We start from the raw sequence: 23,039 nt of genomic DNA, 5'->3' as shown, positions 1-23,039 counted from the left end.
GATAACAATGAAATTAGCAAAGAAAATAAGTTCCGGAATTTTAATAGTGCTTCTCGCAACATTTGCCTGCGATAATGCGCTGGATGTGAACAACCCAAATGAACCTACTCCTGATATTGTACTTTCTGAGGAAGGTATAAAAAGACAGGCGATAGGAATGTACGATGCCGGTGACGGTTGGTTGGAATGGGTATTCTGGCAATACCATGAGCATATGGGAGATAACTCTGTAGCTCCCTGGGTTAACTTCAACTTTAACCGATATCATGGTAGTGTGGAATTGATCGTTTATAACGATGGCACCGAATGGAGCCCTGTTGATCAATCTACTACCGGAAGAACCCAGAGAGAATGGCTGGAATTCATCAACGATAGAAACAACAGTGCTGGTGGTTTTGAACAAGAATGGGCCTGGGCTTATCAGGTACAAAACGAAGCCAATATTATGTTAAACGCTCTTGATGACGGAGTCTCCTTCTTAGGTACCGAGGCAGTAGCTACACAAAAAGAAAATGCCTATCGAGCATGGGCACATTTCTGGAAAGGATATGCATACTCACGAGTTGGTCTGCTTCACAGTCAGGGTTTAATTGTTAATGGTACATTGAGTAGTACCAACAACGATTATGTAAGCAAAGAGGAAATCCTCGTGGAGTCTCAGCGACAGTTCGATTTGGCATTGCAATATATTTCGAGTTTTGATGTAATCGCAACTGATGTTGTTCCTACTATTTTCCCTACTACGCTTACATCAGCTTCGATGGAGCAGAATATTAACTCACTCAAAGCCCGTAATATATTGTTAAGCAAATTCCGGGATGAGTTAACAACTGCAGACTTCAATGAAGTGAAGGCATTAGCTGAAGACGGATTAACGAGTAATGATGGCGCGTTCCTGATTGATACGGACAACGCAACATTTGTAAATACCGTTACCTATCCATGGAGAATGGCCAATTTATGGTCTGCTCCTTCAGCTCGGTTGGTTCAGGTGATGAATAAAAACGGGGATGCGAGAGGCGCGCGATTTACTGGTAACGGATTTGCCACTTTCCAGAATCGCGTAACCCAGCCTAATGTGAATACTCCGTGGTATTCGTTGCTTCCTTATGCAGGAACAAACCCTGGAGACTCCCCCATGTACTTTATCTCAGCTGAGGAAAATATTCTTATGCTGGCAGAAGCTGAACTTGGGCTTGGCAACGCAGCAGATGCGGCTACGCACATCAACACGGTTAGAAATATGCCATTGCAACAAGCAGCATTACCTGACTTAACCGCTGCTACCGAACAAGATTTAAGGGACGAGCGAAGGGCAGCTCTCTTTATGAGAGGCACAGCATTTTACGATGCCCGAAGATTCGGAGAGCTTAAATCAAGAGCAGATGGCGGAGGGGTATCCGGAGTGTGGGTGTACCGGTTAGATCCGGCAACACAAACACTTGTATTGGAAGACAGCTCAACAATCTATTTCGATTTTGTTGAGTATTGGGATGTTCCCGATGCTGAAACCGACTTCAATGCTATTCCAGGTGATGGTACTCCTGAAACAGGGAATGACTAAGTAAAGGTGCATTCTTAGCAAATAATGCAGATATACAAAAGGAAGGCAAACGCCTTCCTTTTGTTTTTAAAAAATGATATATCTAATGTGAATTAGAGATAAGAAAGATTCAATGGAACACTTGAGTAGATTTTTTGGTCATCCTGAGCATACCTGCGAAGGATCTTATCGGCTTTAACCCGCTTGGATTTTTCGGCGGTAGCCTCAGAATGACTTTTTTGGCATTTAAATCTCATTTCTTACCCCGAATTCACGTTACTTCTACGCTTTATGTAGTAATGCAATGAATATTCATACCTATATCAAGTTTGTATTTCCTATCTGCTTCGGCTTGATACTTGGTTTTGTTACTCATGCGCAAGAGAGTAGTGATAAGTACAAAAAAGAAAACGAAGAATTAGATCGCCTACTTTACGAGATTAAACCAATAATTCAGGATGACAGAGAGTTTGATCTATACAAAGGTTTAAAACTTGTAGAATTAATAGCAGGGTTAGAGGTGGATAGCCTATATTACCTTGCCGATTATACTTACTTCTCAGTCCTTTCCAGCGATTTGTTTTTGAGAGATAGGAAGTTAGCCAGGGAGGAATTAAATCGATTAAAACCCATAATAACAGCAAAAGAGAATAAGCGTTGGTCCAAACTGCTTCGAAAAAAGGATGAAAGGCTCATTACAGAAATTAAGCAGTTATGGGAGTTATCCAATCCGGTTCTTTCAACGCTTCATAATGAGCGCCTTATCGAACATTGGAATAGGGTATTCATCGCTAAACGGACTTATACAGAAAATAACAAATCGGGCTTTGGTACGGATGATAGAGGCGTTCTTTTTCTGAAACTGGGCGCGCCCCATCAGGTAAGAGCGTCGAGCATATCGTTAACCAGTTATTCAGACCCAACTATCGGAAGTCAGATTCCAATTGATAATAACGTGTACTTCCGGTTCGAGATTTGGTACTACGATGGTACTCAGTACATTTTTGGTGTTCCCGGAACGGGTGGTCCATTTGGGTTACAAACAGGAATTCTAGATTTGATTCCTGAATCAGGAAATCGACCTGGTTTTTATTTTGATCCAACTGCAAATCTTGTTCAGTCTACCAATAACCAATCGAATAATCAGTCTGGGGTATTCGGAGGTGGAGGAACAGTAACTCAAAATACTTCATTAGGTGTATCACAAGGTTCAAGCTTGTTATCCAGAAATGCGGCATCATTATTACTTCAATACTCGGTTTTGGAACAGGTAGCAAATGTTGATCCTTTCTATCTAACCATGTATAACAGGATGAGTAGTGATCTTATTCAAAATTCACTTACAGGAAGTGCGAATGCATTTAACAGTACTGCGTTAACTCAAAACCTGAAATACAAAGCACAAGAAAGGAACTGGTTCGAAAAAAAAAGAATTAGTACTCCAGATTTTCAGTCAGAAGCTTATCCCGAGGCAAAGATTCACAACCAGGAAGTTTTCTTTTTCGATTTTCTTGATGAATCAGGAAGCCCATTTAAGCTTATGGTAGTTGAATTGCTGGATTACTCAAAGGTTCAGCTATTTCTTGCTTCCGATACTACTTTAGGGCTTTCTGACATATCTAAAGCAGATTACTTTTATACCTACGACCAAGACTGGGAGATGATAGATAGTAATGAGTACGAGGTTTCATTAAGCTCAGCGAATTATAGTCCGGTAGTATCTTATTTGGTTGATGTTTCCCCAGAAACAAAGATGTTCCAGTCATCTTTTCTTAATACAAAAGATATCCAAACTGGCAAGGCAGGGTCTATAGTATCAACTTCAAGGCCGCTACAGATTTCCGGTTCAAGCTACATAGAAGAAGAGCTGGGCAAAAAAGGACTGAGCATTAGCGACCTGGTTTTAGCAAAGGATCAGGAAGAATCTCCAGGATATAATATTCCATTCTTTCCGTCTTTAGATAATGTTTTCGACTATGAAGGTGAGCTCACCGTTTATTTCGAAGCCTATGGTATTCCGCGAGGAGAGTTATTCGGTCTTGAGTATGGAAAGGATGACGAAACGAACAAGCTAAATGTGAGTTTTGTCTCAGAGGGTTTTGCTACAAAAGTCTGGATTAAAGTAGAGCTTGACCCGGAAATATATGAGCACGGCAAGTACGACATGACGTTTAATTTTACTTATAGGGGCAAGAAAATTGAAAGAAGAGCCTCAATTACAATTAAGTAGCAATTCTATACCATAATAAAGCATCTCGTCACTTTCTTTTTCTGAGATATATGGACAAAGGTATCTTTGATCAGAGCAGATACCTAACCCCTTTTATAATAACATAGATGACCACTATTTTATATCTGGGTATTTACCCTCGGTATCACGCTTGTTTCACAAAAGGAAAAGGCGATCATTCGATCGCCTTTTTTATTTCAAAAAATATTACTCAACAGTGATTGGTACCGCAACCTGAGTTGTTCCCCAATGAAGATTCAGATGAGTTTTAGTGTCGCTAAGCGCATCAAAATAGATAGCAAATCGCTCCATCATTGGCGCTTCAGTATTAGTCACTGCAGCTTGTACACGAACCTGGTCGTTAGCTTCGTCATAGCTATAGGAGCCCCAAGCGGGTCTTCCAGTTCCATCACCACGGGTTAATGCCGTACTTAGAATAACTGTCCAGTTTTCACCAGGAATAGTAAACAAAGTATAGGTTCCAGCTGGTACATCTTCGCCACCAAAACTAACATCAGTGGAAAAAGTAATAGTGGTAGCTTCATTTGCACCTGTACGCCAAACTTTGTCGGCAGGTGCCAGGGAAGACAAGTCTCTTCCTTTTAATCCAGGTCTGCCATATGTGACAGAAATATCTGTTTTGTTAAAAATAGTTTGGCTGACTGAGGCATTGGGGCTTAACCCATTTCCCATACCACGTTCTTGTGCAATAGTTAGTTCATTGGTAAGCAAAAGTGCAAATACAACTAATGCCCCAATCTTTAAGAAGGATTTCATAATGCTAGATTTAATTGAATTAGATTTCTAATAGCCTAAGCTACATTGATTTAAGCTTAATGGTAACCAAGAAAAAAAAGCCCCCATTCCATCTTTTAGAATGAGAGCTCTTTTAAAATAGTAATCCCAATATTACTTAACCAACAAGACTCTAATTGTACTCATGGTGGAACCGGTATTGAGCCTTACAAAATAGACTCCACTAGCAAAACCGGAAGCATCCCAGGATACTACATAATTTCCTCTGTTTTGCGAGCCTTGATAAAGCGTTTCAATGATTTGCCCTCTCATATTGTAGACAATCAACTCAACTTCACTTGGTTTTTCTATGTGATAACGAATGTTAGTGACGGGATTAAAAGGATTCGGGTATGAGCCTATTATTTTTGTAGTAGAAGGAACATTGATGTCCGTTTCAGTCTCATTGGAGGTGATATTTGGGTTTTCCAAAACAAGGAATTGTCCCATCATGCCGTCATCTTCATGAGTAAGAATATGGCAATGGTACATGTAAGGTATTTCGTTGTCATAGAAATCTTCAAATTTAGTAATAAACCTTACCGTTTCATCTGCTCGGATCAGAACCACATCTTTAAGCCCGCGTTCATTTTCCGGAGGTTCAACTCCGTCTCTGTCCAGGATAAAGAATTGTACATCGTGAATATGAAAAGGATGAGCAATATTTGTGTTGTTAGTGATCTCCCAAATTTCAGTGTCATCAAGGTAAACAGTATCGTTTATCACTGACATATCGAAGATTTGATCACCAATAGTGAAAGGATTTCCCGGCCCTCCGCCTTCAAATGTCTTGATTCTTGTTCTGTCTACGTCTGCTTCATCGTATCGGGTAATAGTGACTAAGTCGTTTGGGATAGTAGTGACAGGGTTATCATTAGTTTCCTGAATTCTAAATTCCATTACCTCAAAATCAACACCGTCTAAGGGACTTGGAGCGCCTCCTCCCGGTCCTCCAGGTATATCAACAGCCAGATCAGAAGCATAACTCATCAAAGAAAGTGTCTCGCCTTCATCGGCACTAAAATTAATGAGTATTTCAGCTCGTTCTCCTGTGGCTAACTGTAATCGATTTAGTGCAACAGGCGATTCCAATAATCCTCCGTCCGAACCTATTTGATAAAATGTTCTATTGTCACTTAGCCCGAATAGGTATACACGTTCTGAAGATCCATTAATAATTCGGAAACGAACTACCTGAGCCGGAACTTCTAAAAAAGCTTCAAAGGTAGCATTTACCATAACTTCATCACCAAATCCTACTACGGCAATATTTCCATTAGGCATGAAGCTTCGATCTTGTACAATTAATGGGAAATCGTCTACTCCATAAGTGCGTGGTAATTCAAGAGCCGCTTCCTCTTCGTCACGGACTATAATCGCACCGGCTATACCTCTGGTTACATGTTCATTTGTAGTTTCGTGAAGATGTGGATGATACCAAAAAGTAGTAGCGTTATCTAATACTTCAAAAGCGGGTCTCCAGGTTGTTCCAGCCGGGATAATCGAATGAGGGCCTCCGTCGTTCTCTGGGGAAACATGCATTCCATGCCAATGCATAGTGGTAGCTTCATTCAAATCATTATTAAGTGTAATGAAGACGGAATCATGCTTTTGAAAAATGAGTGTAGGAGCAAGTATCGGTCCGTTTACTCCCATTGTGTTATTTGCGGTAATCCCGTTAGTGAATTCATAAGTGTTCTCATCCAGGTTTAGTTCAAACTGAGTACCAGAAAGAGTATCAGGAATGAAGAGTGGAGACTGAGCCAGAAGGGGTGCCTGATATGCTAATATAACGGCTAAAAAAAGTGAAAAACGCAGCATAATTCTGTTTTTGTTTGGTTATTTACCGACCCGCTGAAAAAGAAATATAAAATTAGCTAAAAGGAAAGACCGTATACCAAAAATCTATGGTTAATTTTCAACAAATAGAGAGGGATCAATACCAGGAATAAGGCGAAGTGCATTTTTATAGTAGACTTTTTCCAGCACTTCATCCGGAAGTCCCAAGCCATACATTTTCCAGAAAGCGTGACGTTTTCTGAAATAATCGAAGTACTCATCATTCGATTCTAATACCCTGAAATAAGTATGGAATTCCTGCGGCCGGTAGGTATCCTTACCAAAGAGTATACGATCCTGGTACTTGATAAAGAACTCACGGGCAAATCGGGGCTGGCGACCTAATTCAGCAATAATAGCGGCGATTTCGGTATATACATTTGGGAATTCATCAAGATGTTTACCAAGGCTTTCCAGATCATTTGCCATCCACCCAAAGTGGGCGTTAATGAACGTAGTATTTGGGTGCTTCTTGAACATATTCCATTGTTCCTGCATCACTACTTCCCAACTTGGATATCGGGTAGTGTCGCCTCTGTGCCTGCTTGGAAATTGCTTCATCTCAAGCCAGCGCTCATTATTTTCATCAATAGGAGCCCAGAATACAGCAGGCTCTCCGGTATGGATTAATACGGGAATACCAAGCTCTCCACATAATGCCCAAACCGGGTCGATTCTAGGATCATCAGTTCTAATTCTATTTCCGTTTGAGTCGGTAACAGTAAGTCCCAAATTTTTGAAAATCTTTAATCCCTTGGCTCCATTACGTACATCTTCTTCTAGTTGAGCTACTGTTCGTTCGGTCCAGTCAGGGTCATCCATTCCGCTAAAATCGATATTAGCAAAAACAATGAACCTCCCTGGTGCTTGAGCTTCTGCCGCATCAACCATTTCCTTTAAAGCGTCTCCGGAACGGCCACTCAAATTGACCAGTACTCTCATATTCAGGCTATCCATTTCTAAAGCAGTTTTTTTCAAATCCATGGTACCCATTCGTCGAAGGTGGCTATGGACATCAATAAACGGGAACTTTGCAAATGTTGTGGGATTCTCTGGTACAACAAGGGTAGATATGGGTTCATATTCTTCGAAACCCATTCTAAGTTCTTCTTCCTGACCCATTGTATTTGTGAAAGGGATGACGAGTAAGAGGAGTACCAATATGTATTTCATAATTGTATTGGATTAGAAGATTAAATTTGTTCCTGGGATAGTGCCAAGGATATTAGGGATAGCCGGATAAAAATTAAACTCGATACCGCCATAAAAGAAATTCAAATCCTGAATTTGGGATCCTCTGTTCACAAATCGGTGAGTATATTTACCAAATAGACGGATACCTCGTATGGGTTCAAATTCCAATTCGATGTTTAAATTTTTCCATTTATGAACTTCACCAGCGAAAAGACCTACTTCTTCTCCATTAGTGCCAGTTATCCCTGTAAAAATATCTCCTCCTACATCTACTAAAAGCCTGCCGTTTTCATCCACTTCGTTGTAGCCCTTTTTCACGGATTGAAGAGAAACTTCAACAAAACTTCTCCAGGGTAACCATTGTCGTATAGAGTAATGGAATTGACGTGAATTTGGACCAATAGAAGCGCCAAGGGGAGACCCTAGTTCATCATAGGTATTAAAAAATTGCCAATGTGAATAAAAATAAGGGTCGAGTTGTAGTACCTCTGCGTTTATTAATGTAGAAGTAGGAAGCCCTAAATTAAAACCAGTTTGATAACTAACCGTGCCACTATTAGCAATTCGCTTTGAGCTTCCCCTAAAAATATCCCCTAACGAAAGTATATCATCAATGCCTAGAGTTCCATAGAGCTCAAGATTATTCATAGGCCGAATTGCACCATCGAAAAACCAAAGAGGATTATCTTTGTCCAGTGTTTCATATTCACCAAACCTAAGAGGAAGAAGAGGATTGATGTAAGATAGCTCTACAGTACGGTTAGAATAAATCAATGACTCAGTAAAAGCCATGGATATCCACTTGGCAGGAGTAAGTTGAATTCTTCGTAGAGCAAACCACCTATCCGGAGATACTCTGCTTACTACACCCGGATACCCATCCACATCAATTACACTTGTTTCTGATCTAAGTGCTCCATGAATGAGGGTGTACCGCAGATATTTTGTATCGAAGTTGAGTCTAACCCAGTCAAAGTTGCCTGCATCCTGTCTGAGTATTTGAGCTTCGTGCCCCCTGAACCCATACTTTAAATCTCCATTCCCTATATGAAGTCCGATTTGTTTGTACTGAACGGAGAAAAAAGCTTCAGCAAAAAAAGCGGCGCTTTTTTCAGGATTACTTCCATCAAAAGTTTGTCCCCATTCAGGGTGGTATCTAAGTAACCCCGCTTCTCCAACTAAAGGATTGGAAATCTCAGCATGCCAGCCAAAAGTATTGTAAACAGAGCCGTAACCTCTGATGATAAAGTTGTTGAGCTCACTAAGTTCGTCTACAGAATTAGCAGGATCATCTACCCCGATTAACCCTCCCGAGAAGCTATAATCAAAAACAGTATATAAGTGCTCTTTTCTTAGAGCATATAGGTGTGGTTCTTCATCAGAAAGCAGTAAATCGAATTTACTTTTTATGGAGCCTTTTAAATCCTTTTGCCAACCTTGCAGATAAGTATTTGGGTTATCTAAAGGAATATATTCCGGAGAGAACTCTCTTTGATACCAATCCAGAAGCTTTCGGTCAGTATCATTTAAGGAAGGTTCTTTTTCACTCAACTCATCCAGGAATGTAAGAATCTGCCCTCTGCTTAGCGGAAGGCTTTCATAACTGTAGTTGCTGATATTGCCTTTAACCCGTTGTAGATGTAGCCAATCATAAACCTGGTGATGTGCCGGAACTAAGGAAACCTGACTAAATCCCGGAGAAGCCAGAAGAAATGTCCCCAAAAGAAATGCACCGATAATGAAAGCCTTTTTCAAACTCAGTTTGTTTTACTTCTTAATAAGATAGCAGTATAGGGACTGATATATAAAAAACCCCGAATTTTCATTCGGGGTTAAAATTTAAATGCTATTTACTATAAACCAAAGGCGTCGTGCCCCAGAAAGATTGCCGAATCAGCCAATTCTTCTTCAATGCGAAGAAGCTGATTATACTTTGCAATTCGATCTGTACGGCTCATTGAACCGGTTTTGATTTGTCCTGCATTGGTTGCTACCGATAAATCTGCGATAGTTACATCCTCAGTTTCACCAGAGCGGTGAGAGATAACGGAAGTATAGCTATTTTTATGAGCCATCTCGATAGCATCGAGGGTTTCTGTGAGGGTACCAATTTGGTTTACCTTTATAAGTATAGAATTGGCAATACCTCTTTCGATACCGGTGGCAAGTCGCTCAGTGTTGGTTACAAATAAATCATCTCCAACTAATTGAACTTTACTGCCAACAGCCTCAGTTAGTTTTTTCCAGGCGTCCCAATCATCTTCAGCCATTCCGTCTTCAATCGATATAATTGGATACTTATCAACCCAATTTGCCCAGAACTCAACCATAGCATCGGTGTCTTTCTTAGAACCATCACTCCATTTGAATTCATAAAGTCCTGACTCTTTGTTATAAAACTCAGAAGAGGCAGGGTCAAGTGCGATGAGTACATCGTCTTTTGGAGTATAGCCTGCTTTCTCAATAGCAGACATAATTACTTCAAGTGCTTCTTCATTAGACTTTAGGTTAGGAGCAAAACCACCTTCATCTCCAACTGCTGTACTGTATCCTTTTTCTCCTAACACTTTTTTAAGTGTGTGGAAAATCTCAGCTCCTATCTGAAGAGCATGAGAAAAAGATTCTGCGCCTGCAGGCATAATCATAAATTCCTGTAGATCTACGCTATTATCAGCGTGGGAGCCTCCGTTTATAATATTCATCATAGGAAGGGGCATTACTTTAGCGTTTACTCCTCCAACATATCTCCAGAGAGGCATACCAAGTTCGCTCGAAGCTGCTTTTGCACATGCCAGTGAAACACCAAGAATAGCATTAGCGCCAAGCTTGCCTTTATTTGAGGTCCCATCAATTTCTAGTAGAAGAGCATCTAATTCTGTTTGGTTAAAAACAGGCAGCCCTTCAAGTTCGCCTGCAATAGTATCGTTTACATTTTCTACCGCTTTGGTAACACCTTTACCCAGAAAAACTTCTTTATCCCCATCTCTAAGCTCAACAGCTTCATGTTCTCCGGTAGAAGCCCCTGAAGGAACAGCCGCTCTACCCATCGCTCCCGAATCCAGAATAACGTCTACTTCAATGGTGGGATTCCCGCGCGAATCTATAATCTGGCGGGCGTTAATATCTTCTATAAAACTCATTTAAACTCCATTTTAGTCAGTAAGTGAATGAGCGATAAGGTACCACGATTTAACATCTACTTAAAGGGAATAGCCACTAAGTTTTTGTAAACTTGTTCCAGCAAAAAAACACTATATATACAACTACTTTGTCTGAGCAACATCCCTGGATTATCCTATTCGATATAGACGGTACCTTACTAACGGTAGATAGGAACTTTAATCGTCCCCTATTAAGAAGCATAATTGATAATTTGGAAATCAATTACCCTGATATGGAAAAAGATCCATTTTCCGGGAGAACCGATTTCGATATTATTACTTCGTTTCTTGTAAACCACGGCTTTGATCAGAATCTGTATAATAGATTCAAAGAGATATATCTTCTCAGGCTAGAACAGGAAATAAAAGCTGAGCACATACTTCGGCATGAATACATAGACGAGGCCATAGATTACTTCTCAGGAAATGGCTTTGTGCGGGGGCTTTTGACAGGAAATTTCCCTTCAGCAGCTCAGGTAAAACTAAAAGTTGCCGGAATTAATCAATCCTTCAGGTTTGGAGCTTTTGGAGAATATCATAAAGACAGGAATATACTTCCAGAATTGGCTCTGGAATGGGTAAAGGAAAACTTATCTATTCACAATCCTGATCCTTCCAGGTTCATTATAATTGGTGATACTCCACGGGATGTTTTATGTGCCAAGCATTCGGGAATGAGATGCGTATCTGTAACTACGGGTAAGTTCAGCGAGGGCCAACTAAAGGAATATGGGCCCGATATGATTTTAGATAATCTATCAGAGCCCGATAAGTGGTTTAAAAAACTAGTGAATGGAAGCAGCTGATTACCACATCCAGCCAAATACAAAAGTAATTTGGGCCGAACCCAGGAATTTGACAGCATCATTAGCAGGTTCAAGCTCCCATCCATCTGCGATGTTTTCAGCTGGTACTAAATCCCCATTACCGTCTCTTAATGGCTGAAATGGTTCGAGAATTTGAATGCCATTGCCATAGTAATAGAAATTATATCCAAACTGAAAGCTCTGGAGTTTTGCGAAGTTATCTCCGAAATCTATTCCTAACAGTATCTCTCCATTCCACCCCAGCTCTGTTTCAATATCACTAAAGCTTTGAAAAATATCACGAACAGGTTCGCACCTTGGTTCGCAAATTCCATCCTGATTTACATTAATATCTCTATATCCGTTATTATTATAATCCTCGAAATAAGGAGAGGTTAGAGTAAGTACGGGTCCAAAATTTATAGAAGTGTGTACTCTAAAGTTGTCAGTAATTTGATTCGGGAATACTCGACGTTTAATGCCTACTGTTAGTGGGAAGGTGGTTACTCTTCTGTACTTACTTGGAATGGTACGATTCCCAAAGATAACGTCTACATATAGTTGCTCGCTTGGATCTCGAAGTCCGGCAATTTTTAGGTTAACCAATCCTTCAGTATAAGGTCCAAGTCCTTTTCGAAATTGACCTCCCGCTCCAAATCCAAAATCATTTAAGTTCAAGCTGAATCCAAATCCCGTTTTATATCCTTCATCATATAGATTTCTAGGTGGCTCTGTGTCTCGGATTTGGGGTTCACCATATTGTGCATATGTGTTGGTAGTGGCAAGCAAAACGGCCAAAAAAAGTGTGGAGAAAACAAAACTAAGCTTTTTCATAGGTGTAGCTTATTGGTATAAAATGTAATTGACAAGTTTATGAACGAAAAAAACCTGAATTTCTTATTGTCTTAAATCGATATCCTGTTATTTTCCCATCGATTTTGAAAATCGACTAACAATTTTTCTAAATAATGAATTCACACACAACTTATTTGGTATTTGGACCATCTGCAACACTCAAGAGAATGGCTGGAAAGATGTTTGCAGAACATGAACCCAAATTTCTCTATGAACGAAAATTCGATATAGCACAAAGTGATTTTCATGTAGCTGTATATGAAGAGTATGAGAAACAAATTAATTCAAGTGTGACGCTAACGTGTATTTTTGAACATTCCCCAAAAGTGAATAAAATCGTTCTTAAAAAAACCGGGGGAAGAATGGGTTTTAGAGGCAGCTCTTTAAGTGAAGAAAGAAATGTTGAGTCTAATGTAATCGACTTTATTTTTGACTTCGCCAAACGTTTCGGTCTCACTGTTCAGGAAGAGCAAGTTTCTGATCAAAAAGAAGAAGACTAATTATCCTAAATAAAGAATGACAAGCACTCCCAACGAGTGGACTATACTCTCTGTTCTGGAGTGGGGAACATCTTATTTTGAAAAGAAAGGGGTTAACAACCCAAGGTTAAGTATAGAGTGGCTTTTGGCTCATATACTTGGGATGAAGAGGTTGAATCTCTATCTCATTTTCGATCGGCCTGTAAGTGCAGAAGAGCTTCAGGAAATCAAGCCCCTTATTAAAAGGAGAGCTAGCCACGAGCCCTTGCAATATATAGTTGGGGAAACAGACTTTTATAACACAAGAATTAAAGTTACTCCTGATGTATTAATTCCACGCCCTGAAACAGAAGAGCTGGTTGAACAAGTTCTTACTAGTCATAAAAAAGGCGATGAATTAACAGTACTAGATATAGGTACTGGTTCAGGGTGCATCCCAATTGCTCTGAAGAAGAATGCTAAATCCTGGAGCGTTTTTGGAACAGACATCTCTTCAAGTGCACTGAAAATTGCAAAACAAAATGCTGCTCTTAATGATGTAGAGATTTCATTTTTTGAAGACGATTTATTTAACAGTATGGCATTTGTTGATAAACAATTTGACATCATTATTTCGAACCCCCCTTATATATTAAGAGAAGAAGAATCCTCATTGGATGATGAAGTAAAAAACTTTGAGCCGGATACTGCTTTATTCTGTGACTCTACTCAGGAAATGTATCAGGCTCTCTTCGACTTTGCAGATAGATTTCTTGTGTCTGGTGGTACTCTTTATCTAGAGTTAAATGCAAGAACAGCAACTGAGGTTGATATTATTTTCGAAAATGAAAATTGGACTGCTTCGATTTTAAAAGACCTTGGCGAAAAGCCTCGTTTCCTGGTGGCGAAAAAAATTTAAAAAGAAGCAGATTCTAATTTTGAAATCTCAGAAAAACTACAGGTTTGTGTTGTGGAAAACTTGTGGAAAAAAACTTCACTAGCACAGGGTCTGAGTCGATACTCGCCTATTCGTATGTTATTGCAATATTACCACTAGTCAAGTTAGAAATTTATATATGCTAACTTTTTTTTTAATCATATGAGTTTCAACAGATTAAGAGACTTTATTGAATGTGGATAACTTTTTTAGTTTAGACTAACTCGCGTTTGACAAGACGTCTTTATTTTTTCATTTTCAAACCAGCGTAGCTATAAATATCACTTTATAGCGTGTGGATAACTGAAAAGGTAAGAACTTCAATCGTACAGGAGCAAAGGAGCAGATTGCAAGAAAATATAGCTGAGGCAGCTTGGGGAAAATGCCTGGAAATTATTAAAGACAATATTAGCTATCAGAAGTATAAATCCTGGTTTGAACCAATTAAGCCAATAAACCTTGTCGACAATACACTGACTATACAAGTACCGAGTCAATTTTGGTATGAGTGGCTTGAGGAACACTACTATAATATGCTTCGCTCAACCTTAGCTAAAGTCTTAGGGCCAGAGGGCAAACTTGAATACTCTATATTAATGGAGAAATCTGAACAGTTTGAGAATAATCGTTCTGTACGTCTTCCTCAACGACCTATGCCTCCAATTCAGGCTCAACAAATCCAGGGTTATCCTGAAAATTATCCTGAAAGAATTGAGAATCCCTTTGTGATTCCAGGAATCAGAAAGACCAAGATAGATTCCAACCTAAATAGCTCATACGTATTTGAGCGTTATATAGAAGGAGACTGTAATCGATTGGCAAGATCAGCCGCTATGGCAATTGCTGACAATCCCGGAAATAACTCCTTCAATCCATTTTTCATTTACGGTCCAACCGGTTTAGGAAAAACGCACCTAATTCAAAGTATTGGCAACCGTATAAAGCAGAAGTATTCTGATGATAAGTCAGTTCTATATATATCATCGGAAGCATTTACTAATGAATTTGTACACGCGATTAGAAACAACCGCGCTAGTGAGTTTTCTATGTTCTATCGCAATATTGATGTACTTATTGTTGATGACATCCAATTCTTTAGCGGGAAGGAGAAAACTCAGGAGGAGTTCTTTCATATTTTCAATGCTCTACATCAGGACGGAAAACAAATTGTACTAAGTAGCGATAGGGCGCCAAAGGATGTTCCAGATATCCAGGAGCGATTAATTTCAAGATTTAGCTGGGGATTAAGCGCTGATTTACAGATGCCGGAATACGAAACCCGTTATGCTATTCTTGAGCGAAAGGCTAATGATAACGGAATCGAAATTGATCCGGAGATTGTGGAGTTCATTGCTCATAATTTCAAATCCAATGTTCGTGATCTGGAAGGGGCTATTATCAAACTTTTGGCTCACGCCTCCCTTCAAAATATCGATGACATAGATTTGGCTATGGCCAAACGTGTGTTAAAGGATATGGTCAAAGAATCTCATACTCAGATTTCCATCGAGTCTATTCAAAACTATGTATGTGACTACTTTGGAATAGATACCAACAAAGTGAGAGAAAAAACCAGAAAGCAGGAAATTGTAGAGGCCCGACAAATTGCGATGTATCTGTCTAAGCGATTTACAAAATCCAGCTTGAAAACTATTGGTCTTCATTTTGGAGGAAGAGATCACTCAACAGTTATCCATGCTATTTCTACTGTTGAGGAAAGAATGAGCACAAGCCCCAAGCATAAAAGAATTCTGGAAGAACTTCATCAGCGTATCGAAGTAGCCAGTCTTTAATTATGGACAAACTCGTTTTAAAAGGCCTCAAATTCCGAGGCTATCACGGGTTTTATGATAAGGAACGAGTTGATGGAAATGATTTTGAGGTAGACCTCACCTTTCATCTTTCATTAGAAGATGCCGGAGTATCAGATGAGCTTGAAAAAACCATTGATTACTCAATTGCTCAAAAAATAGTAGCCGAAGTAATAGAAGGGAAATCTAAAAAGTTGATTGAGCATTTGGCATATCTGATAGGAGAATGTTTAACAAATGAAATCGAATCAGCAAACTCAGTTGAAGTAACACTTCGAAAATTGAACCCACCTATGCCAGGTATTTGCGAATATTCTGAAGTGACATTGTCATGGCCAAGGTAACTATAGCGCTCGGCTCGAACCTGGGTGATCCTCTTGAACAATTAGCACAGGCAAAAGAGTTTTTGACATCACTATCGGATATTTCTCCGGTTAGTTCATCTATTTATCAAAGTGAACCTATTGGTCCGTCTGAAGAGGATTTTTTTAATGCGGTAATTACAATAGATACAGTACTGCAACCAAATGAACTTTTCCAAGCTTTAAAGCAGCAGGAAAAGAAACAGGGCAGGCCTTCAAGGTACCCGAAATGGGAGTCCAGAACTATTGATCTGGATATAATTGCATATGATGACTTGGTGCTTCAAACAGATACTCTTATCATCCCACACAAGGAGTATGGTCAGCGTTTATTTGTTCTTCTTCCTCTGCAAGAAATACATCCGGGCTGGTCAGATCCTATAACTGGAACACCAATTGAAGCCATTATAAAAGGCGCTCAAACAATGAGGATAACTAAAACTGAGCTTAGCTGGTAAGATGTCGAATACGCTGGACTTCATTGCGGTAGAAGGGGTAATTGGTGCCGGGAAAACATCATTAGCGAGGCTGCTTGCTGAGAGACGACAAGCAAGATTAGTGCTAGAAGAATTTGAGGATAATCCATTTCTGCCAAAGTTTTACGAAGATAGAGAGCGATATGCGTTTCAAACACAGTTGGCCTTTTTGGCTAGCAGGTTCAAGCAGCAGCAGAATATGATGACTCAGGATCTGTTCCATCAGTTTACTATATCAGACTATATTTTTGAGAAGGATAGAATCTTCGCACGATTGAATTTAGAAGAAGATGAATTAGCTCTATATGATTCTATCTTTAACATCATGACCGGAATTGCAGCACAGCCCAATCTGATTGTGTTTATCCAATCGTCAGTAGATCGGTTAATGGATAATATTAAGAAAAGAGGAAGGGACTATGAGCAGCATATTACCCCGGATTATTTGCGAGATTTAAACAACGCTTATAACCACTTTTTTTATCATTTCAATAAAACACCTGTTATTTTCATAAATACTACTGAAATAGATTTTGTAAACAATGAGGAGCATTTGGCGTACATCGAAGAGCAAATTTTCGAACGGCCTATTCGTTCAAATATGCACATTCATATAGCCCCCTGATTATGCTTTTTAAATTTCTTTTTTTTATGGCGCTTTTTTTTGTCCTGATGAGATATATAGGGCGAATGTTCTTACCTTCAAGCGCAAAAAGGCAAAGGTTTAACCCCTTCGATCAAACTAGTAGAAAAAAGGGTAACCGCTTCGATCAAATTGAAGAAGCCGAATACGAAGACTTATCTGATAAAAATAAATAATCCATGAATTTTGAAGAGAAACTAAACCATGGCTTTGAACTTCTTCAGGACAAAGACATTGACCATAGTTTAGATATTGCCCGTGAGTTACAGCGAGAAAATCCTGATGCACACGAAGCCTATTATTTAGAAGCATTAATCATGCAGCAGCTCAACCAGTATGAGTTAAGTCTTACTGCTATCGAAAAAGCGATGGAATTGGGTGAGGATAATGCCGCTTATCACAATTTGAGAGGTAATCTGTATCTCCAGAAAGAAGAACTCAAAGAAGCGGAATCAGATTTTGACAAGGCAATAGAGTTGACGGATTCATCTTCAGCGCATCGAAATAAAGTAATGGTTATGCTAATGACCGACAGAGGACAGGAAGCTATTCCTTACCTGATTGGAAGAATCAAAACTAACCCTCAGGACGCTGAGAACTGGATTTTAATGGGCGATATGATCAAAAGAGGTGGGCAGGCTGATAAAGCAAGAACCTATTACGAGCAGGCGCTCACTATTGATCCTGATAACGATTATGCCAGAAGGCAGCTAGAGGATATCTAATCTAGAATTAGTTAGAGTTTTAGATAAAAAGGCCTCTAAAATTAAAGAGGTCATTCCGCGGCGAAAGCCGGAATCCAAATTTAGGTTAAAAGCATTGTTCTGTTCATAAAAGTTAAATCTAGATTCCCGCCTTCGCGGGAATGACTGAAAGACAGGCTTGGAGGTATTCTTTGGAGTATCTTATTCCGAATTCGTATTAAAACTATAAAAAGCGAAGGCTCGTCATTGATGTGTATTCGCCGATACCTGAAATTACCCTGTTACCAGGGTAATAGCTTTTAATCCCGCACATATTTACTGTGCGGGATTGAATTTTGAAGCCAAAAAATCCTATCTTTGTCGCCCTTTCTGCTCACGTGGCGGAATTGGTAGACGCGCACGCTTGAGGGGCGTGTGACCTAACGGTCGTGATGGTTCGACTCCATTCGTGAGCACATTTTTTAAAAAGCCCATTTCAGTTTTGAAATGGGTTTTTTTGTTTTATACTCGGAAAACTCATTTTAAGCAGAAGCATTGTTCAAAAAACTAAAACCATCGGAAATCATTCTTCCAATAATCCTGACGGGTTTATTTCCTCTATTGGCTTTAGTAAGTAATTCGGATGATTGGCAACAACTTACCGGAACACAACAAACCACCCGTTGGCTATTGATGTCTTCCTTTTTGATGGTCATTTGGTTTTCAAACCTCTCTATCCGAGGTAGCTATGCCAAGCCTGGATTTTATGCAAAAGTATTCTTGCTGAACGCAATACTTATTCTTGGCTTCACATTCATCGCAACACAGTATCTTTCAATGATAATTGACGCTGGGGATGTTCCTAATGATCCGTCGGTAGTAGCCTTTATAAGGCCGGGAATAGCAGCAGGTTTAATACTGATTGTTCAATTCACAGTAAATGCCTCAAAAGAGAATGCCCGCTTAAAAAATGAGAATCTTGCCCTTCAGGCTGAATCTTATAAAGCCGAATTGGAACAACTTCGAAAACAAGTAAATCCCCATTTTCTCTTCAATAGCCTTAGCACATTGCGAACTATGATAAGAGACCAGAAGAATTCAGAAAAGGCGGAACAGTTTGTGTTAAGTCTGTCGGATGTATATCGACAAATACTACAAACCAGAGAATCGGATAGCATTACTCTAAACGAAGAACTGGAGTTTCTTACTTCTTATATCTACCTCCTGGAAATTCGTTTTGGGGGTTCCATTTCCATTGAAATCGATATTATAGAAAGCTCAAAGCAGTTCTCTCTCCCGGCCTTTGGCCTCCAGCTTTTGGTTGAGAATTGTATCAAACATAATGTGGTTTCTATTGAAGAGCCTCTTAATATTCGCATATATCAAGATTCAGAAGAATCAGTGACCGTATCCAATACCTACAACCCAAAGCATTCATCTATCGAATCACTGGGCACAGGACTTTCTAACCTGGAAAAAAGATATGAACTTATCGGAATGGATAATGGTGTTACAATTCAACAAGATGATATTCTCTATTCCGTAACCTTGAAATTATTTTAGGATGAATGTTCTAATAATCGAAGATGAATTTCATACCGCAGGTTTACTCAAAGAATTCATTGAGACTAATCCGGGTTATCTCGTTGTGAATATCTGTGACAGTGTTTCCTCTTCAGTGAATTACTTAAAGAACTTTTCTTCAAATATTGACCTGATCTTTATGGATGTTCAATTGGCTGATGGAGAGAGTTTTGAGATTTTCTCGAAGGTTGAGTTTCAGATTCCTGTGATTTTTTGTACTGCCTTTAATGAATACATTCTAAAAGCATTCAAGAATAACGGTATTGATTACATCCTTAAGCCAGTAAAGGAAACAGATATACAAAGTGCCCTGCTGAAAATGGAGAGTTTGAGGAAATCCTTATCCAAAGAATCTATTCCAGAGACCTCTCAGGTGTTACCACAGACTATACTGGTAAGAAAGATGGAGAAAATGATTCCGATCGATATTTCAAGGATTGGTTTTCTTCATTTATACAATGAAACACTGAATTTGTATAGCCTTGTTGGTGAGAAATTTACACTGTTCAAAACCATGGATGAGATGGTATCCAAACTGGATCAACATCAATTCTATAGGATTAATCGTCAAATGATTATCAACAGGCAGGCTATCAAAGATATTGAACCCTATTTCAATAGAAAGGTGATCGTGAACTTTGAGTTTTCTACTCCCAAAAAGGCAATTGTAAGCCGCTTAAAAGTTTCTGCTTTTATGGAATGGCTTGAACATTCCAACCCATAATGTTCAGTTCACCCTTTGAATTGTTCATTTCAGCATAAAAGTCACTCATTGTAATTGAGTTTAATACGAAGTTTACCTCGAACCAAACACAAAGAGGTAAAACGATGACTCAGTTATTATTCCTATTCATTTCACTTTTTAGCATAAGCACTTTTTCTACACCTGATGATGGTGACCAAATTCTGGGAACCTGGGTAAATAAAGAACAAACAACCCATGTTGAAATTTATAAAAAGGATGGGCGGTATTATGGCAAGATAGCCTGGCTACCAAGAACAGTGGACCAGGATGGCAACCCAATAACAGATCGAAATAATCCTGATGAAGAACTTCGCGATCGTGAACTTCTTGGTGCAGATATTTTAGAAGGCTTCGAATACGAAGAAGGAGAATGGAAAGGCGGTACGCTTTATAGTCCTCAAAATGGGCAGAAAGTATCCCCTACTCTGCAAATTAACTCTGATGGTGAGTTGAACATGAAAGTCAAAAAAGGACTAATGAAGAGAACCGTAACCTGGACACGATTATGAAATTAGTAAAAAGCATCATACTAGCCTGTTTATTTGCTCTTTCTGCATCTTCTTTAAATGCTCAGGTAGTTGAAGTAGATAGCATTGAGTATGCGATTGAGTATGCAATACAAAATAACCCTACACTTGAAACATATAAGCTTCAGGCACAGATAACAGATCTCAACTATAAACTTCAGAAGAACACCCGTTTTCCCACTATCACTTATAATTTTAGTGGGCAAAACACAACTAGCCTTGCAGTAACTCCGGTACCTGGAGAATTATTTGGGCAACCGGGAGAAACTATAGAAACAGAGTTTGGACAGCCTTTCGCCTTCAGCTCTGGGATTACCGTTCAATCAGATAGGCTAGACTGGCAGAACAAATTAAAAACCAAGCTGGCTGAAAACGAAGTTTCCATTCTGGAAGCAGAAGTGGATGAGTTCAAGCAGCAATTAGTACAACAGGTTTCCTTGTATTACTACACAGCTTTAATCGCTAAGAAAGCTATCGAGATAAATGAAGAGAATATCTCAGTTTCAGATCAGATCATCGATTTAGCAGAGCTTCGATTACAGGAAGGCCTGGAAGACCAATTTGGGGTTAACCAGTCGAAAATGAATGCCAGTAATACCCTAAAAACTAAGCTTTCTAATGAAGCTCTATATGAAGAATGTATTACCCAGCTTAAAAACCTTTTTGGATTACCATACTCAACAGAACTTCGCCTGAATGAGGATCTTGACTACGAATGGTCACATTCGGTTTCTTCAATCGATCCGGTGAGTAATAGAAGACTGGTTACGCTTAATCGACAAATCGAGGGCTACGAACTTAATTTCAAGGTCCAAAGAGCGGCATATTATCCATCGGTAACGATGACGAATTATACCGGAAAGCAATTAAACAGGGACGATTTTGGATTAGAAATTGGAAAGGGAACCTGGGCTGATTACAACTATACTTTAGTAACAATTTCTTTCCCTCTCTTCACCGGCTTTAATCGAAGTAACAATGTAAAAATTGCAAATAGACAACTATCTCTTGCAAAGCTTGACTACGAAATCGAACTCAGAAATACAGAGCTGAGCGATATGTTGTTGCTAAGTGATTATAACCAAGGAGTAGAGACCCTGGAGCAATCTCAAACAACCTATGATCTTGCTAAAGAAAACCAGGACATCGCGTTTGTGCGGTACGAGGAAGGGCTAATCACCTTGGATCAGTATTTAGACGCGGTTGAAGATCGTCTTCAATCAGAGAATGCGTACCTGAATGACCTCTCCATATTGTATTCCTATTACTCAACTATAATCTCCAGAACCGAACAACAATGAAATTATCCATCAAACATATAACCATTATTTGTGCCGCTTTGTTGGTGAGTAGTTGTTCCCGGCAAGAGGTAGTTCAACCTATTCGCACTGATATAGTCGATGCAGTTTTTGCGAGCGGTCAAATCACCACCGATAATGAATATCTGGTAACCTCAAATGCCCAGGGATACTTAATTAAAAGCTATGTCGAAGAGGGCGATGTTGTATCGGAAGGAATGCCCCTTTTCCATATCTCAAATGACAAGCAAACTCCACAATTAGAAACGGCTATTGCCAATTACGAAGATGCATATCGTCAGGCTCAGCCAAATTCACCACAGTTAAGCCAGCTTCAATTACAAATAACGCAGGCCGAGCAACAACTTGAGCTGGATAAAAGAAACTATGAGCGATATTCCTCTTTACATGAAGCCAATGCCATCTCAACTTCTGAGCTGGAAAAAATGAAGCTCCAATACGAGTTATCTCAGAATAACCTGAAAATCCAGGAGCAATCTTACTCAGAAACAGATGCCATTCTTCAATTGAATCTCGAAAACACGAAACAACAATTGAAACTGCAAGAGGAAACGAGTAGTGATTATGTGCTTCATGCGTCCACATCTGGTCAGGTATTAGATATGTATAACGAGATTGGTGAATTAATAAATCTTGGGCAGCCCATTGCAAAGATCGGTGGTGCCAATTATATCATTCAACTCTATGTAGCTGAAGAAGACATCAAATTAGTCCAAGAAAATCAGAAGGTGCTGGTAGCATTAAATACTGATTCTGATCAAACTCATTCCGCGATTATTTCAAAAATTCTACCTGCCTTCTCAGTAGATGAACAATCTTTTATTGTTGAGGCTCAGTTTGTTGATCAGCTAGATTATATCTATCCGGGAACCCAGCTTCAGGCAAACATCATTATTCGGGAGGCAGAGGATGCATTGGTTATACCTGCTGCTTACCTCATCGAAAACAACCAGGTTCAACTTAAATCCGGAGAAATGGTCTCTATACGGACTGGAATTAAAACCCTTGAGTGGGTAGAAGTTCTTTCCGGTTTAGAAACTTCAGACCAATTAACTCTTGCTGAAAGGTAAA

General features: G+C 39.4%; 22 protein-coding genes and 1 tRNA gene. 17 read left to right on the top strand and 6 right to left on the bottom strand.

Features of this window, described 5'->3' with window-relative positions:
- Nucleotides 1–7: 7 nt before the first annotated feature.
- Nucleotides 8–1,564, top strand: coding sequence for a RagB/SusD family nutrient uptake outer membrane protein (locus ED557_08425; GenBank protein RNC83792.1), 1,557 nt, complete (start codon nucleotides 8–10; stop codon nucleotides 1,562–1,564).
- Nucleotides 1,565–1,847: 283 nt separating this feature from the next.
- Nucleotides 1,848–3,773: a GWxTD domain-containing protein gene (locus tag ED557_08420; protein RNC83791.1), complete on the top strand. Its 1,926-nt coding sequence runs from the start codon at nucleotides 1,848–1,850 to the stop codon at nucleotides 3,771–3,773.
- Nucleotides 3,774–3,980: 207 nt separating this feature from the next.
- On the opposite strand, the gene ED557_08415 is transcribed toward ED557_08420, so the two are convergent.
- The 5 genes from ED557_08415 to ED557_08395 form a co-directional block, all read right to left on the bottom strand.
- A complete protein-coding gene (locus tag ED557_08415) occupies nucleotides 3,981–4,550 on the bottom strand; it encodes a DUF2911 domain-containing protein (GenBank protein RNC83790.1) in 570 nt (189 codons plus the stop codon).
- A gap of 132 nt (nucleotides 4,551–4,682) precedes the next feature.
- Nucleotides 4,683–6,389 (bottom strand): T9SS C-terminal target domain-containing protein, encoded by a 1,707-nt coding sequence (locus ED557_08410; protein RNC83789.1) that lies wholly within the window; start codon nucleotides 6,387–6,389, stop codon nucleotides 4,683–4,685.
- Between the two features lie 90 nt (nucleotides 6,390–6,479).
- Nucleotides 6,480–7,580, bottom strand: a complete 1,101-nt coding sequence (locus tag ED557_08405) for an amidohydrolase (GenBank protein RNC83788.1) — start codon at nucleotides 7,578–7,580, stop codon at nucleotides 6,480–6,482.
- 12 nt (nucleotides 7,581–7,592) lie between these two features.
- Nucleotides 7,593–9,362 carry a hypothetical protein gene (locus tag ED557_08400; GenBank protein ID RNC83787.1) on the bottom strand — a complete coding sequence of 590 codons (1,770 nt, stop codon included), beginning with the start codon at nucleotides 9,360–9,362 and terminating at the stop codon, nucleotides 7,593–7,595.
- A gap of 92 nt (nucleotides 9,363–9,454) precedes the next feature.
- Entirely contained in the window at nucleotides 9,455–10,741 is a 1,287-nt protein-coding gene (locus ED557_08395) for a phosphopyruvate hydratase (protein RNC83786.1), read from the bottom strand.
- Between the two features lie 128 nt (nucleotides 10,742–10,869).
- Here ED557_08395 and ED557_08390 point away from each other — a divergent pair, with 128 nt between their 5' ends.
- The gene (locus tag ED557_08390) at nucleotides 10,870–11,568 is read left to right on the top strand and encodes an HAD family hydrolase (GenBank protein ID RNC83785.1); all 699 of its coding nucleotides are present in this window, start codon (nucleotides 10,870–10,872) and stop codon (nucleotides 11,566–11,568) included.
- On the opposite strand, the gene ED557_08385 is transcribed toward ED557_08390, so the two are convergent.
- Nucleotides 11,569–12,402, bottom strand: coding sequence for a hypothetical protein (locus tag ED557_08385; GenBank protein RNC83784.1), 834 nt, complete (start codon nucleotides 12,400–12,402; stop codon nucleotides 11,569–11,571).
- Nucleotides 12,403–12,536: 134 nt separating this feature from the next.
- Between ED557_08385 and ED557_08380 the strand changes: the two genes are divergently transcribed.
- The 14 genes from ED557_08380 to ED557_08315 all read left to right on the top strand — a co-directional run bounded on the left by ED557_08380 (nucleotide 12,537) and on the right by ED557_08315 (nucleotide 23,038).
- A complete protein-coding gene (locus ED557_08380; GenBank protein ID RNC83783.1) occupies nucleotides 12,537–12,923 on the top strand; it encodes a hypothetical protein in 387 nt (128 codons plus the stop codon).
- 16 nt (nucleotides 12,924–12,939) lie between these two features.
- On the top strand, nucleotides 12,940–13,800 hold the full coding sequence (gene prmC / locus ED557_08375) for a peptide chain release factor N(5)-glutamine methyltransferase (protein ID RNC83782.1): 861 nt from the start codon (nucleotides 12,940–12,942) through the stop codon (nucleotides 13,798–13,800).
- 365 nt (nucleotides 13,801–14,165) lie between these two features.
- Nucleotides 14,166–15,611: a chromosomal replication initiator protein DnaA gene (gene dnaA / locus ED557_08370; GenBank protein RNC84039.1), complete on the top strand. Its 1,446-nt coding sequence runs from the start codon at nucleotides 14,166–14,168 to the stop codon at nucleotides 15,609–15,611.
- A 2-nt stretch (nucleotides 15,612–15,613) separates the two neighbouring features.
- Nucleotides 15,614–15,973 carry a dihydroneopterin aldolase gene (gene folB, locus ED557_08365; protein ID RNC83781.1) on the top strand — a complete coding sequence of 120 codons (360 nt, stop codon included), beginning with the start codon at nucleotides 15,614–15,616 and terminating at the stop codon, nucleotides 15,971–15,973.
- Complete coding sequence (folK, locus tag ED557_08360; protein RNC83780.1) at nucleotides 15,961–16,449, top strand: 2-amino-4-hydroxy-6-hydroxymethyldihydropteridine diphosphokinase; 489 nt, start codon at nucleotides 15,961–15,963, stop codon at nucleotides 16,447–16,449. The genes folB and folK overlap by 13 nt, the downstream gene beginning before the upstream one ends.
- A gap of 1 nt (nucleotide 16,450) precedes the next feature.
- The gene (locus tag ED557_08355; protein RNC83779.1) at nucleotides 16,451–17,092 is read left to right on the top strand and encodes a deoxynucleoside kinase; all 642 of its coding nucleotides are present in this window, start codon (nucleotides 16,451–16,453) and stop codon (nucleotides 17,090–17,092) included.
- A gap of 2 nt (nucleotides 17,093–17,094) precedes the next feature.
- Nucleotides 17,095–17,286 (top strand): hypothetical protein, encoded by a 192-nt coding sequence (locus ED557_08350; GenBank protein ID RNC83778.1) that lies wholly within the window; start codon nucleotides 17,095–17,097, stop codon nucleotides 17,284–17,286.
- Between the two features lie 3 nt (nucleotides 17,287–17,289).
- Nucleotides 17,290–17,835 (top strand): tetratricopeptide repeat protein, encoded by a 546-nt coding sequence (locus ED557_08345; GenBank protein ID RNC83777.1) that lies wholly within the window; start codon nucleotides 17,290–17,292, stop codon nucleotides 17,833–17,835.
- 350 nt (nucleotides 17,836–18,185) lie between these two features.
- A tRNA-Leu gene (locus tag ED557_08340) sits at nucleotides 18,186–18,269 on the top strand.
- Nucleotides 18,270–18,348: 79 nt separating this feature from the next.
- Complete coding sequence (locus tag ED557_08335) at nucleotides 18,349–19,356, top strand: hypothetical protein (GenBank protein ID RNC83776.1); 1,008 nt, start codon at nucleotides 18,349–18,351, stop codon at nucleotides 19,354–19,356.
- Between the two features lies 1 nt (nucleotide 19,357).
- The gene (locus tag ED557_08330) at nucleotides 19,358–20,101 is read left to right on the top strand and encodes a DNA-binding response regulator (protein ID RNC83775.1); all 744 of its coding nucleotides are present in this window, start codon (nucleotides 19,358–19,360) and stop codon (nucleotides 20,099–20,101) included.
- Nucleotides 20,102–20,205: 104 nt separating this feature from the next.
- Nucleotides 20,206–20,631 (top strand): DUF2147 domain-containing protein, encoded by a 426-nt coding sequence (locus tag ED557_08325; protein ID RNC83774.1) that lies wholly within the window; start codon nucleotides 20,206–20,208, stop codon nucleotides 20,629–20,631.
- Nucleotides 20,628–21,950: a TolC family protein gene (locus ED557_08320; protein RNC83773.1), complete on the top strand. Its 1,323-nt coding sequence runs from the start codon at nucleotides 20,628–20,630 to the stop codon at nucleotides 21,948–21,950. Before ED557_08325 ends, ED557_08320 begins: the two co-directional genes overlap by 4 nt.
- Complete coding sequence (locus ED557_08315) at nucleotides 21,947–23,038, top strand: HlyD family efflux transporter periplasmic adaptor subunit (GenBank protein RNC83772.1); 1,092 nt, start codon at nucleotides 21,947–21,949, stop codon at nucleotides 23,036–23,038. The genes ED557_08320 and ED557_08315 overlap by 4 nt, the downstream gene beginning before the upstream one ends.
- Nucleotide 23,039 lies beyond the last annotated feature (1 nt).

Source organism: Balneola sp., from assembly GCA_003712055.1.
In the GTDB taxonomy this organism is placed as follows: domain Bacteria; phylum Bacteroidota; class Rhodothermia; order Balneolales; family Balneolaceae; genus RHLJ01.
The sequence above is the reverse complement of the archived record's forward strand: the minus strand, read 5'-3'. Positions and strand labels throughout refer to the sequence as shown.